The sequence below is a fragment of the Pseudoponticoccus marisrubri genome (assembly GCF_001482405.1).
GTDB lineage: Bacteria > Pseudomonadota > Alphaproteobacteria > Rhodobacterales > Rhodobacteraceae > Pseudoponticoccus > Pseudoponticoccus marisrubri.
On the sequence record NZ_LPXO01000021.1, the window covers coordinates 19514 to 33139 of the forward strand.

Sequence of the window (13626 nt, forward strand, 5' to 3'; positions counted from 1 at the left end):
TTCGCAGGCATGACGAGCAAATGAGGAAACGGGCAGTGCCGTGGGCATTGTCGCCGCCTGTGCGGCTGGGGGATGCCCCCCGATCGGAGTGAAAGAGGGCTTATTATGGCTGATTTGACATTGAATTGGGGCGATCTGGGTCCTTACGGCACGAACCTGGAATCCACGGCCCCCGGCGTGACGGCAAGCGTCGATGCCGGCGGCGTGGCGGTCGACATCACCTTCGAGGCGGTCGATCCCGGCGCCACTGCCTTTACCTTCAACGCGGGCGGCTATGGCGATCCCGATGACGGGCTGAGCGACAATTCCTTCCTCAAGCTTTTCGACGACATGAACGATGACGGCATGGCGGACACGGCCTCGGCGACGCTGGATTTCCGCGCCACCGACACCGACCGCTTCACCGACCAGGTGCAGAACGTCACCTTCCGCCTGAACGACATCGACGCCAATGCCACGATGGGCGATCTGGGCGAGGTCGATGGCGGGTCCTTCCAGGATATCATCACGCTGAGCGCGACCAATGCCGCGGGCGAACCCGTCGCGGTCACGATCACGCCCGAGACCGCGAACCTGGACGTGTCGGGGCAGACCATCACCGGCACCACCACCACCGATTTCACCGATCCCGACGGCTCGGTCCTGGTAACGATCTCGGAGCCGGTCAGCTCGATCACCATTGCCTATGCCAACGGGGCCGCCGGCCAGCAGGGCGTGACGATCTCGGATGTGAACTTCACCACCGTGGACACGGATGGCAACCTGCCGCCGGTGGCCAATGACGACATGGCGAGCACGCCCGAGGACACGGCCGTCATCATCGACGTGCTGGAAAATGACAGCGACCCCGAGGGCGGCGAACTGACCGTGACCGGCGCCACCACCGATACCGGCAGCGTGACCGTGAATGCCGACAACACGCTGACCTACACGCCGCCGGCCGACTATAACGGCCCGGCCATGATCAGCTACACGATCGAGGATCCCGAGGGCAATTCCGCCACCGGCGAGGTCGCCGTGACCGTCGAGCCCGAGAATGGCGGCGGCGACAATGCGCCCGACGCGGTGGACGATACCGGCAGCACCACGGCGGGCACCCCGGTCAATATCGACGTGCTGGCCAATGACAGCGACCCCGAGGGCCAGGACTTCTTCACCATCGACACGAGCGACCCGGCAAACGGCACCGCGGCGATCGGCGCGGGTGGCTCGGTCGACTACACGCCCGATGACGGCTTCACCGGCACGGACACCTTCACCTACACGATCGCGGATGATGACGGGCTGACCGACACCGCGACCGTCACCGTGACGGTCGGCACGCCCAACACGCCCCCGGTGGCGGTGGATGATACCGCGACCACCGAGCAGGACGCCCCGGTCACGCTGGACCCGACCGAGAACGACACCGATGCCGAGGACGACCCGCTGAGCGTCAGCATGCTGGGCGATCCGGCCAACGGCACCGCCACGCTGAACGGCGACGGGTCGGTGACCTACACGCCCAATGACGGCTTCACCGGAGAGGATACGATCCCCTATACCGTCTCGGACGGCAATGGCGGCACCGACGAGGGCGAGATCATCGTCACCGTGACCGAGCCCGGCCCGGCCCGCATCGACACGGACGTCTTCCCGGTCGACCCGGCGGACCAGGCGCTCGACCCGCTGGACGGGCTGGACGAGGACCCGGACCCGGCCGACGATCTCGACACGGTGACCGGCGACGGCACGGCCGAGCTGATCCAGACCGGTGACGATGACGACACGATCGACGCCGGCGGCGGCAATGACACGGTCGAGCCGGGCATCGACGACGACCTCGTCGACCTCGGTGGCGGCGACGACTCGCTCTTCGACGTGCAGGGTGCCGACACGATCACCGGCGGCCAGGGCAATGATACGATCATCGCCGGGGTCGACACGTTCAGCGATTACGAAGGCGACGATCCCGCCTTTGCGCCGGGCACGCCGCTCAACGACCTCGGCTTCACTGCCGATCCGAACCAGGATGACGGGCGCGACAGCGTTCAGGGCAACCTGGGCAACGACTCGATCGCCACGGGCGACGATGACGACACGATCGACGGCGGCGGCGACAATGACACGATCGATGCCGGCATCGACGACGACCTCGTCATGGGCGGCCAGGGCGACGACTCGCTGATCGGCAGCCATGGCTCGGACACGCTGGATGGCGGGCAGGGCAACGATTTCATCGACGGCTCCAACCTTGCGGCGCTGGAACTGACCGACGATGTCGACCCGGTGCCGGGCAATGACCGCGACAGCCTGATGGGCGCGCTCGGCGACGACACGCTGATCGGTGGCGACGATGACGACACGCTGGTCGGCGGTTCGGGCGATGACAGCCTGGATGGCGGCATCGACGAGGATATCCTGCTGGGCGGTGGCGACAGCGACACGCTGCAAGGCGGCCAGGGCAATGACACGCTGAACGGCGGCGACGGCGCGGACTCGATCGTCGGCGGTGCGGACCAGGATGTGATCATCGTCGACAGCGCCTCGGCAGGTACGAACGACACCGTGGACGGCGGCTCGGAAGGGGATGACTTCGACCGGCTGGACGTCTCGGCCATCGGCACGCCGGGCGTGGATTTCCGCATCGTCGACACCTCGCCCGACAGCAACGGCAACGGCATCGACGGCACGATCGAGTTCCTCGATGGCGACGGCAACGTGACCGGCGATTTCGACTTCTTCGAGATCGAGGAGGTGGTGCCCTGCTTCACCCCGGGCACGCTGATCGCGACCCCCGAGGGCGAGCGGCTGGTCGAGGACCTGCAGGTCGGCGACCGGGTCATCACCCGCGACAACGGCATCCAGGAGATCCGCTGGCTGGGCCGCAAGGACCTGGGCGGGATCGACCTGGCGCGCAAGCCGCACATGAAGCCGGTGCTCATCCAGCAGGGCGCGCTGGGCAAGGGCCTGCCCGAGCATGACATGCTGGTCTCGCCCAACCACCGCGTGCTGGTCGCCAATGACAAGACCGCGCTGTTCTTCGAAGAGCGCGAGGTCCTGGTGGCCGCCAAGCACCTGACCGGGCTGGACGGCGTGGACGAGGTCGAGACGCTGGGCGTGTCCTACATCCACTTTATGTTCGACCAGCACGAGGTGGTGCTGTCCAACGGCGCCTGGACCGAAAGCTTCCAGCCGGGGGACTACACGCTCAAGGGCATCGGCAACGCGCAGCGCGAGGAGATCCTCGAACTCTTCCCCGAGCTCGAGCATGCCGACGGGCTCAAGGCCTACAGCGCCGCGCGCCGCTCGCTGAAAAAGCACGAGGCCGCGCTGCTGACCATCAAGTAAGCGCCCCGCCGGAACGGAATATGCAGCCCGTTCCGGCACCGCCACCCCGGTGTGCCACGCGCCCCCGGTCCCCTGTCGCGCCTTCCTTGTCTCGGCGCGGCGCGGATCGTGGTGCATGGTGCGCGGGGCGGGAATCATGGCGGGAACTGGGCCCGTCATCACCCGGGGCGCGACCGGGACGGACACATGAAACGGGGCGGTCCTGCGACCGCCCCGTTTTTTGTGCCTCTTGGGTGGGGTAGGTCCGCGCGAGCGCGGTGCAGGGCCTGACCCGCGCGGGCGCGGATCAGGCCGGGATCGGGGTCTGGCGCGCGCGCCACATGTCCCAGGCCTCGGGCGTGTCCAGATCGGTCAGCGCGCGCTGGCCGGGCAGGGCGATGCGGCGCACCCGGTGTTCATTGGCGCGCAGCACGTCGCGCGCGCCCTTGTCGCCGGTCAACTGTTGCAGCGCCGGGAAGCAGTCGGCCGGGAACAGCACCGGGTGACCCGGCGTGCCGTCGGCAGCCGTGGCCTGTTGCAGCATGGGGAAGGGGGTGGCGCGGAACCCCTCGACCAGCCGCAGGATGTCGGCCGTTTCCACATCCGGCATGTCGGCCGGCAGGATCATCACCGCCCGGATCCCGTGCGGCAGGAAGCTGATGCCGCGGCGGATCGAGGCGGACATGCCCAGCTCCGAATCCGGCACGGCGACCAGCTGGACGGGTAGGCCGGCCAGCGCCGCGGCCCGCGGGTGGTCATGGCAGGGGATCGTCACCGAGACATGCGCCCCGGTGAAGATCGCGCGTTTCGCCTGTCGGCGCAGGAGCGGCAAGCCCTCGACCTCTTCGGTCAGCTTGTCGCGTCCTTTCATGCGGGAACTGGAGCCCGCTGCGGGAATCAGGATGGCTATGTCATGCATGGGCAAGAACATACCAGACACACCCCCGTGCGGCGCAACGATCTTGCGCAGAATTCTGTGTCAAAGGCACGGTTTTGCTGGCAAAAGTGACGCCAAATGGCGTCACCGTGCAGTTGCGGCATGGAGATGCTGCGCTGCTACGCGATTTTTCTGCGATTGCAAAGGGTTGCTGTGGCTATCTCACCCCCGCATCCGCAGCCCCTCGGGGTCGAAAGAGGGGGTCATCCGCAGCGTCGCGGGGCGCTTCTGGCCCAGGATCTCGATCTCGGCGGCCAGCCCGTCGCGGGCCATCTCGCGCGGGATCAGCGCCAGCGCCATCGAGCGTTCCGCGTGATGCGAATACCCGCCCGAGGTGCAGAAGCCGCGCACCGCGCCGTCGATCCAGACCGGCTCATAGGCGTGCACGTCCGCGTCGTCCGCCGCGACCTCGAAGGCCACGAGACAGCGCTCGGGCGGGGTGGCGCGCTCGGCCTCGGCGGCGGCGCGACCGATGAAGGGCGCGTCCTTGGAAAACGCGATGAACCGGTCGAGCCCCGTCTCGGCCGGGGTGTAGTCGGGCGAGTACTCGTTGCCCCAGCTGCCGAAGAACCGGTCGAGCCGCAGCGACATCATCGCGCGCATTCCGAAAGGCGCCATGCCATGGGGCTGTCCCGCCTGCCACAGCGTCTCCCAGAGCTGGCGCTGGGCCATCGGGTCGCAATAGATCTCGTAGCCGAGATCCCCGGTGTAGGAGACGCGCTGTACGAGGCAGTCGGTCATGCCCACGACCATGGGCGCCACGTCGCGGAAGGCCAGCGCGCCCACATCGGCCCGCGTACAGGCGGCCAGCACGTCGCGCGCGCGCGGCCCCGCGATCTGGAAGCCGTTCAGTCGGTCGCTGACATTCTCGACGCGCACGCCCTCTTCGAGATGAGACAGGAACCAGCGCATGTGATAGGCCTGCGCGCCGTAGGAGGCGGTCAGCTGGAAGTGCTCCTCCCCAAGGCAGGAGACGGTGAAATCGCCGATGATCCGCCCGGCGGGCGACAGCATGGGCGTCAGGCTCAGCCGTCCCGGGGCGGGGATGCGCCCGGCCATGATCCGGTCCAGCCAGTCGTGCGCCCGCGGGCCGGTCACGCGGTACTTGCCGAAATTGTGGATCTCGTTGATGCCCACGGCCTCGCGCACGGCGCGGACCTCGCGCGCGGTCGCGTCGAAGGCGTTGGAGCGGCGGAAGGAGGGCGTCTCGAAGCGCGGCTCGTCGCCTTGCGCGAAGTAGTTGACCACCTCCAGCCCGTATTGCGCGCCCCAGACCGCGCCCATCCGGTCAAAGATGTCGTACATGGGCGTCGTGCGGTTGGGCCGCGCGGCGGGCAGTTCCTCGTTCGGGTAGCTGACCGAGAAGCGTTTCTGGTAGTTCTCGACCACCTTGGGCAGCGTGTAGCCGGGGCTGATCCAGTCGCCGAACCGCGCCACGTCCATCGCGGCGGTGTCGCGCTCGCACTCGCCCTCGACCATCCATTGCGCCAGCATCAGCCCGACCCCGCCGCCCTGGCTGAACCCGGCCATGACGCCGCAGGCCGACCAGTAGCCGCGCATCCCCGGCACCGGGCCGACCAGCGGGTTGCCGTCGGGGGCAAAGGTGAAGGGTCCGTGGATCACCGACTTGACGCCCGCACGCTCCAGCACCGGGAAGCGGCGATAGGCAAAGGCGATGCTGTCCTCGATCTTGTCGAAATCGTCGGGCAGCAGCTCGTGCCCGAACGTCCATGGCGTGCCATCCACCGCCCAGGGCCGGCAGGGCTGTTCGTAGAAGCCGATGCAGAGCCCGCGCCCCTCCTGCCGCAGATAGCTTTCGCCCGAGGGGTCCATGACGTGGGGATGCTCGCTCTCGCGCTCGTAGATCTCGGGCGTCTCGTCGGTGACGATGTACTGGTGCTCCATGGGGTGCAGTGGCAGGTAGAGCCCGGCCATCGCGGCCACCTCGCGCGCCCAGAGCCCGCCGGCATTGACCACGTGCTCGGCATGCACGGTGCCCTTGTCGGTAACCACGTCCCATGTGCCGTCGGGGCGGGGAGTGGTCTCGATCACCTTGGTGTGCAGGTGGATCTGCGCGCCGCCCATGCGCGCGGCCTTGGCATAGGCATGGGTGGTGCCCGAGGGATCGAGATGCCCGTCCAGCGGATCGTAGAGCGCGCCCAGCAGCCCCTCGGTGTTCACGATCGGCGCCAGTTGCGCGATCTCGTCGGGGCCCACGATCTCGGTCTCGAGCCCCATGTAGCGATGCTTGGCCCGCTCGGCGAGCAGCATGTCATAGCGTTCGCGGTTGTCGGCCAGCGTCAGCCCGCCCACGTGGTGGAGCCCGCAGGACAGGCCGGTGATCTCCTCCAGCTCCTTGTAGAGCCGGATCGTGTAGCCCTGCAGCGCCGCCATGTTGGTGTCGCCATTGATCGTGTGGAACCCGCCCGCGGCATGCCAGGTGGAACCCGATGTCAGTTCCGACCGTTCCAGCAGCATGACATCCGACCAGCCGAGCTTTGTCAGGTGATAGAGCACCGAGCATCCGACGACGCCGCCCCCGATGACGCAGACCCGGGTAGTGGTTTTCATGGCTGACCTCCTGCTGTCCCTGCCTCACACTGTCGGGGCCGTCCGGGCGTTCCGACCGCCCGTCCGCGACACCATGCGTCGGAAACGGAAAGGGGCCGCCCGATGATCAAGAGCATTCTCAGACGGTTGCGGCAATTGTCGCGCCGCATCCACCTGCGCGTGATCCTGTTCGCGACCATGGCGCTGCTGGCCTTGCTGATCGCGCGCTGGCTGGGCCACCTGATCCCCGATGACCTCGGCGGCAATATCGGCGCCGACGCGGTGGACCAGATCCTGAACATCCTCGCCTCGTCCATGCTGGCGGTCACGATCTTCTCGTTGACCATCATGCTGAACGCGCTGACCAACGCGGCCAGCCTCTGGACGCCGCGCGCGCATCTGATCCTGCGCGAGGACACGGTGACGCAATCGGTGCTGTCGAACTTCCTTGGCGCCTACCTGTTCGCGCTGGTCGCCATCGTGATGCGGGCGGCGAACCTGTTCGACGAGCGCGAGATCGTGGTGCTGTTCTTCATGTCCCTGGTGGTCGTGGCGATGATCGTGATCTCGCTGATCCGCTGGATCCTGCATCTCGAGGGGCTGGGCAGCCTGACCTTCACCGCCTCGCGGCTGGAGCAGGAGGCGCAGGCCGCCATCCGGCGCGCCGCGCAATACCCCTGCCACGGGGCCCATGCGCTGACCGATCCCGACGCGCAGGTGCCGCGTGACGCGCTGGCCATCAAGGCCGACCGCTCGGGCTATCTGCAGCAGATCTTCGAGGCCGCGCTGCAGGCCGAGGCCGAGAGCCGCGACCTGCGTATCTACATCCCCGTGCCCGTGGGGCGCTATGTGCTGCATGGCGAGGTTCTGGCCTGGGTGGCGGGCGGCGAGGCACTGCACGAGACCGCCGAGACGGTGCTGCGCGAGAGCCTGCCGCTCAGCGCCGTGCGCAGTTTCGAACAGGACCCGCTCTTCGGCCTGTCCGTGCTGTCCGAGGTGGCCGAGCGCGCCCTGTCGCCCGGGGTCAACGATCCCGGCACGGCGATCGACGTGGTCAACCGGCTGGCCCGCGTGCTGGCGCCGGCCCGTGTCGGCCCTGCCGAGGAGACGCCCTGCGACCGGCTCTGGGCCGTGCCGCTCAAGGCGCAGTCGCTCTTCGAGGAAAGCCTCGACCCGATCGCGCGCGCCGCCGGCGACAGCCTGAACGTGCATCTGGCGCTGCAACGGGTCTGCCACCAGCTGGCCGCGCAGGCCGAGCATGCGCCGATCCGCGAGGCGGCGGCCGCGATGGCAGAGACCTGCCTTGACCGGGCCGCGCAGGACATCACCTTCGGCCCCGACATGGAACGCCTGCGCGCCGTGGCGGGCTAGGGCGGTTTTTGCGGGTCGTTGACGGGGGGCGGGCGTGACCGGCGGCGCGGCCGGCGTTAAGGTTTCGTTAACCTTGTCTAACGGACCCACGCCATGCGCCTGCCACCGATCTCCTGCCTTCTGATCCTCTGCGCCGGGCTGGTTGGGGCCGAGCCTGCGTCGGTCATGGACCACCCGGGCGCGGATCCCGTCAGCCCGGGTCAGCGGATCTTCGACCTGCTCGACCGCGATGCGCTGGCCCAGTCCTGCTGCAAGGTCTGCCGCAAGGGCAAGGCCTGCGGCGACAGCTGCATCTCGCGCAGCTTGACCTGCCGCAAGGGGCAGGGCTGCGCCTGTGACGGCTGAGCCGGGCGCCGCCTTGCGACATGAGGTGTCGCATTCCAGCAAGTTGACCCCGCCCCGCTCCGCGCAGACTTGGCCGGGCAACCGGCAAGGACACAGACATGCGCACACAGGCCCAGGCCGTCGTCATCGGGGGCGGCGTGATCGGCTGCTCGATCCTCTACCACCTGGCCAAGCTGGGCTGGACCGACGTGGTGCTGCTGGAACGTGACGAGCTGACCTCGGGCAGCACGTGGCACGCGGCGGCGAATATCCACGGGCTGCATGACAGTGCTAATATCTCGCGCCTGCAGCACTATACCATGAGCATGTACAAGGAGCTGGAGGCCGAGACGGGGCAGGGCTGCGGCGTGTTCCAGTCGGGCTCGCTCTACCTCGCGCAGACCGAGGCGCGCGAACACCAGCTGCGCCTGCAGGCGGCCAAGGCGCGGCTCTACGGCATGAACTTCCACGAGATTACCCGGGACGAGGCCGAGCGCCTGCACCCGCTGGTGAATTTCGACGGCATCCGCTGCATCATGTTCGAACCCGATGGCGGCAATGTGGACCCCTCGGGCGTGACGGCGGCCTATGCCGCGGGCGCGCGGGCGCGCGGCGCCGAGATCCACCGCTTCACCCCCGTCACCGCGACCGAGCCGCGCCCGGGCGGCGGCTGGACCGTGCGAACGCCCAAGGGCGAGATCGCGACCGAGTGGGTCATCAACGCCGCCGGGCTCTGGGCGCGCGAGGTGGCGGCACTGGCCGGCATCACGCTGCCGCTGCAACCGACCGAGCACCAGTATTTCGTCACCGAGACCCTGCCCGAGATCGCCGCGCTGGACCGCCGGCTGCCCTCGGTCGCCGATCGCGACGGCGAGTATTACCTGCGCCAGGAAGGGCAGGGCCTGCTGATCGGCGCCTATGAGCGCGACGTGCGGCTCTGGGCCGAGGGGGGCACGCCGCTCGATTTCGCGCATGACCTCTTTCCCGACGATCTGGAACGGATCGAGGACAACATGATGCGCGCCATCGACCGTGTGCCGGCGGCGGGCACGGCCGGGATCAAGCGGGTGATCAACGGGCCGATGATCTGGTCGCCCGACAGCAACGTGCTGATGGGCCCGGTGCCCGGGCGGCCGGGCTATTTCACCTGCTGCGGCATCATCCCCGGTTTCAGCCAGTCCGGCGGGCTGGGCCTGATGGCGGCGCAATGGGTGATCGAGGGCGAGACGCAATACGACATGTTCGGCTGGGACATGGCGCGCTTCGGCGACTGGGCCGATGCCGCCTTCACCCGGGCGCGGGTCAAAGACCAGTACGCGCATCGCTTTGCCATCCACTTCCCCGGCGAGGAACGCGACGCCGGCCGGCCCGTGCGCACCCGCCCCGTCCATGACGTGCAGCGCGACATGGGTGCAAGGTTCGGGCTGAATTTCGGCTGGGAGCATCCGCTGTTCTTCGATGCCGGGGTCGAGGACAGCGCCGGCTTCACCCGCCAGCCCTGGTGGGAGAGCGTCGGGCGCGAGGCGCGCATGCTGCGCGAGACGGCGGGTATAATCGACATCTCGAACTTCGCCAAGTACCGCGTCACCGGGCCGGGCGCCGAGGACTGGCTGAACGCGCTCTTCGCCAACCGCATGCCGCGCGAAGCGGGCCGGTCCTGCCTGACGCCGCTGATCGGCGTGCGCGGCGGAGTGGCGGGCGATTTCACCGTCAACCGGCCCGAGGATGGCACGTTCTGGGTGATCGGCTCGGGCATGGCCGAGCGCTATCACCAGCGCTTCTTCGACGCCGTGCCGCGCCCCGCGGGGGTGGAACTGGTCTCGATGACCGAAGCGCTTTGCGGCTTCAACGTGGCCGGGCCGCGCGCGCGCGACCTGTTGCAGGGCCTGACCGATGCGGCGCTGGACGGCGCGTCCTTCCCCTTCATGCGCTCGAAGCGGATCGAGGTGGCCGGGATCGACTGCCTGGCGCTGCGCGTCTCCTTCACCGGCGACCTGGGCTGGGAGCTGCATTGCGCGACCTCCGACCAGGCGCGGCTCTACGCGGCGCTGCTGAGCGCCGGCAAGGCGGTCGGCGCGGGCCCGGTGGGCAGCCGGGCGCTGATGTCGCTGCGGCTGGAGAAAGGCTATGGCTCCTGGGGGCGGGAATACAGCCCCGAATACTGGCCGCAGGAGTTGGGGCTTTCGCGGCTGTGCAAGCTGGACAAGCCTTTCCTGAACCGCGACGCGCTGCTGCAGGTCATCGACCGCCCCGCCCGCGAGGAACTGGTCTGCCTCGCGCTCGACGAGGCGGCGGTGACCGCCTCGGGCGCCGATGCCAGCGGCGGCGAGCCGGTCTTTCGTGACGGGGCGGGCATCGGCCGCGTGACCTCGGGCGGCTATGGCTACGGCGTGGGGATGAGCCTGGCGCTGGCCATGCTGAAGGCGGGCAGCGCCGCGCCGGGCGACCGGGTCGAGGTCATGGTGCTGGGCCGGCCGCATGGCGCGCGTGTGCTGGAGGCGCCGCCCTTCGACCCGGCAGGCGCGCGGCTACGGGCCTGACCGGCGGGCGCATTCTTGCGCCCCCTTGTGCCTGAGGCGCATGGCGCTACCATGGGTAGCCTGTCCGGCAAGGAGACAGGCGATGATTCCCAGAAAGCCCCAGTCCGAGAATGCGCGGCTGGCCGAGCTGCGATCCTACAACATTCTCGACACGGAGCCGGAAGCCGATTTCGACGACGTGGTCGCGCTCGTGTCGAAACTGCTGGACGTGCCGGTGGCGCTGATCAGCCTGGTCGACGAGGACCGGCAATGGTTCAAGGCGCGCCACGGGTTCGAAGGCGCCGAGACGCCGCTGGACCAGTCGATCTGCGCCCATGCGCTGCTGACCACCGACGGCTATCTCGAGGTCCCGGACACGCGCAACGACCTGCGCACCGCCGACAACCCGATCTGCTGCGGCACGCTGGCCGACATGCAGTTCTATGCGGGCGCCGCGCTGGTCGCCCCCTCGGGGCACAAGCTGGGCACGCTCTGCGTGCTGGACCGCAAGCCGCGCGAGCTGACCCCGCTGCAGCGCGAGACGCTGCAGGTGATGGCGCGGCAGGTCTCGCGCCAGTTGGACCTGCGCCGCGCGCTGGCCACCGAAACCGTGCTGCGTGACGAGATCGACCACCGGGTCAAGAACTCGCTGCAGACCGTCAACTCTCTGGTGCGGCTGTTCCGGATGCGCGCGCAACATGACGAGACGCGCGAGGTGCTGGAGGCGGTGGAGCGGCGCGTCGGCGCGGTGGCCGAGCTGCACGGCGCGCTCTACCAGGGCGAGACGCGCAGCACGATCCCGCTCGATGCCTATCTCGACCGGGTGGTGGGCCTCTTGACCGACCAGGCGCCCGAGGGCGTGCAGGTGACCGCGCAGGTGGCCTCGATCGCGGCGCGCCCCTCGGCCGCGGCGGCCGTGGCGGTGATCGTGAACGAATTTGTCGCCAATGCCTTCAAGCATGCCTTCCCCGAGGGCGGGCCGGGCGAGGTGGCGATCACGCTGGAGGCCTCGGCCCGCGGCATGGACCTGACCTGCAGCGACAATGGCAGCGGCCGCGCCGCAGGTGGCGACACGGCCGGCAGCGGGATCGGGATGCGCCTGATGGAGGCCGCCTGCGAACAGCTGAGCGGCGAGATGCAGCTGGAGCACGACGCCAAGGGCTATCGGCTGCATGTGCACGTGCCGATGACCTCGCTGGAGAAATCGGCCGCCGCCTGAGCGGCGGGCCGAGCGGGCCAGACGCCGCGTGCGGCCCGTTCGTGGCTCAGACCGCGGGCTCGGCCACCGCGGCATCGTCCAGCGGGCGCACCTTGAGCTTGGTGATGCGGTTGTTCTCGCGCGCCATGACCTCAAAGCGGAAGCCGTGGAAGCTGAAGACCTGTCCCACGGTGGGGATCATCTGCGCCTCGTGGATGACCAGCCCGGCCACGGTGTTGGCCTCGTCATCGGGCAGGTTCCAGTCGGTCGCCCGGTTGAAGTCGCGGATCGTCATCATGCCGTCGATCAGGTAGTTGCCATCCTCGGCCTTGCGGATCGGGTGGTCGCCCTGCGGGTCGAACTCGTCGGTGATCTCGCCCACGATCTCTTCGAGGATGTCCTCGAGCGTGATCAGCCCCTGCAGCGAGCCGTACTCGTCCACCACCAGCGCGAAATGCGTACGCCGGCGCAGGAACTGGCGCATCTGGTCGTCCAGCGAGGTCGTGTCCGGCACGAAATAGGGCTTCATCGCCACGTCGGTCACCTTGAACCCCTGCAGCGCGGTCTCGGGCGTGCCGGCCTCTTCCAGCAGCTTGTACATCGCGCGCAGCAGGTCCTTGGCGTGGATCACGCCGATGATGTTCTCGGGGTCGTCGCGGAAGACCGGCAGCCGGGTGTGCGAGCTTTCCAGGCATTGCTGCAGGATCTCGGTGGGCGCGCTGTCGGCATTGATCATCTCGATGCCCGAACGGTGCAGCATGATCTCTTCGACGGTGCGGTCGCCAAGGTCCAGCGCGCCAAGGATGCGGTCGCGGTCCTCCTTCTCGACCACGCCCTCGGAATGGCCCAACTGCAGCGCGCCGGCGATCTCCTCGCGCACGGCAAGGATGTGGCTGTCGGGATCGGTCTTGACGCCGAAGACGCGCAGCACGCCGCGCACCAGCACGCGGATGGCCGAGACGACGGGGGCGAAGATGCGCACCACGATGGCGATCAGCGGCGCCACGCCCGAGGCCGCGGTCTCGGCATTTGTGATGGCATAGGTCTTGGGCAGCACCTCGGCGAAGATCAGCACCAGCAGGGTCATGACCAGCGTGGCCAGCGCCACGCCGCTTTCGCCGAACAGCCCGGTGAACAGCGCCGTGGCCAGCGAGGTGGCAAGGATGTTGACCAGGTTGTTGCCCAGCAGGACCGAGCCGATCAGGCGTTCATTGTCCTCGGTGATCTCCAGCGCCTTGGCCGCCCCGCGTGAGCCGCGATCCTGCGCCGCGCGCAGCTTGCCGCGCGAGGCCGCGGTCAGCGCCGTCTCGGAGCCCGAGAAGAAGGCCGACAGGAGCAGAAGCCCCATGATGGCGGCAGAGGTGATCCAGAAGGCGGAGTCGAGCGAGCCGGAAGCGGCGGCATCCATGGTGGGCAGG

At 68.6% G+C, this 13626-nt stretch carries 8 protein-coding genes; 5 read left to right on the top strand and 3 right to left on the bottom strand.

Annotated elements, in window-relative coordinates:
- Positions 1-105 precede the first annotated feature (105 nt).
- Entirely contained in the window at positions 106-3330 is a 3225-nt protein-coding gene (locus AVJ23_RS20495) for an Ig-like domain-containing protein (protein WP_169795957.1), read from the top strand.
- A gap of 286 nt (positions 3331-3616) precedes the next feature.
- Here the strand turns inward: AVJ23_RS20495 and AVJ23_RS20500 are convergent, their stop codons facing one another.
- Entirely contained in the window at positions 3617-4228 is a 612-nt protein-coding gene (locus AVJ23_RS20500; RefSeq protein WP_084794830.1) for a nucleotidyltransferase family protein, read from the bottom strand.
- Between the two features lie 180 nt (positions 4229-4408).
- A complete protein-coding gene (locus AVJ23_RS20505; protein ID WP_058864102.1) occupies positions 4409-6817 on the bottom strand; it encodes a GcvT family protein in 2409 nt (802 codons plus the stop codon).
- Positions 6818-6919: 102 nt separating this feature from the next.
- On the opposite strand from AVJ23_RS20505, the gene AVJ23_RS20510 reads away from it, so the two are divergent.
- The 4 genes from AVJ23_RS20510 to AVJ23_RS20525 all read left to right on the top strand — a co-directional run bounded on the left by AVJ23_RS20510 (position 6920) and on the right by AVJ23_RS20525 (position 12229).
- Complete coding sequence (locus tag AVJ23_RS20510; protein ID WP_058864103.1) at positions 6920-8167, top strand: DUF2254 domain-containing protein; 1248 nt, start codon at positions 6920-6922, stop codon at positions 8165-8167.
- Positions 8168-8260: 93 nt separating this feature from the next.
- Positions 8261-8512, top strand: a complete 252-nt coding sequence (locus tag AVJ23_RS20515) for a hypothetical protein (protein ID WP_058864104.1) — start codon at positions 8261-8263, stop codon at positions 8510-8512.
- Between the two features lie 98 nt (positions 8513-8610).
- Positions 8611-11031, top strand: a complete 2421-nt coding sequence (locus tag AVJ23_RS20520) for a GcvT family protein (RefSeq protein ID WP_058864105.1) — start codon at positions 8611-8613, stop codon at positions 11029-11031.
- Between the two features lie 82 nt (positions 11032-11113).
- The gene (locus AVJ23_RS20525) at positions 11114-12229 is read left to right on the top strand and encodes a histidine kinase dimerization/phosphoacceptor domain -containing protein (protein ID WP_058864106.1); all 1116 of its coding nucleotides are present in this window, start codon (positions 11114-11116) and stop codon (positions 12227-12229) included.
- Between the two features lie 46 nt (positions 12230-12275).
- Here AVJ23_RS20525 and AVJ23_RS20530 read toward each other — a convergent pair whose 3' ends face one another.
- The gene (locus AVJ23_RS20530) at positions 12276-13616 is read right to left on the bottom strand and encodes an HlyC/CorC family transporter (protein ID WP_058864107.1); all 1341 of its coding nucleotides are present in this window, start codon (positions 13614-13616) and stop codon (positions 12276-12278) included.
- Positions 13617-13626: the final 10 nt, after the last annotated feature.

Coding starts and splice junctions, on each gene's coding strand:
- AVJ23_RS20530 (WP_058864107.1), bottom strand. CDS start 13,616: ATGGATGCCGCCGCTTCCGGCTCGCTCGACTCCGCCTTCTGGATCACC.
- AVJ23_RS20500 (WP_084794830.1), bottom strand. CDS start 4,228: ATGCATGACATAGCCATCCTGATTCCCGCAGCGGGCTCCAGTTCCCGC.
- AVJ23_RS20505 (WP_058864102.1), bottom strand. CDS start 6,817: ATGAAAACCACTACCCGGGTCTGCGTCATCGGGGGCGGCGTCGTCGGA.
- AVJ23_RS20495 (WP_169795957.1), top strand. CDS start 106: ATGGCTGATTTGACATTGAATTGGGGCGATCTGGGTCCTTACGGCACG.
- AVJ23_RS20520 (WP_058864105.1), top strand. CDS start 8,611: ATGCGCACACAGGCCCAGGCCGTCGTCATCGGGGGCGGCGTGATCGGC.
- AVJ23_RS20510 (WP_058864103.1), top strand. CDS start 6,920: ATGATCAAGAGCATTCTCAGACGGTTGCGGCAATTGTCGCGCCGCATC.
- AVJ23_RS20515 (WP_058864104.1), top strand. CDS start 8,261: ATGCGCCTGCCACCGATCTCCTGCCTTCTGATCCTCTGCGCCGGGCTG.
- AVJ23_RS20525 (WP_058864106.1), top strand. CDS start 11,114: ATGATTCCCAGAAAGCCCCAGTCCGAGAATGCGCGGCTGGCCGAGCTG.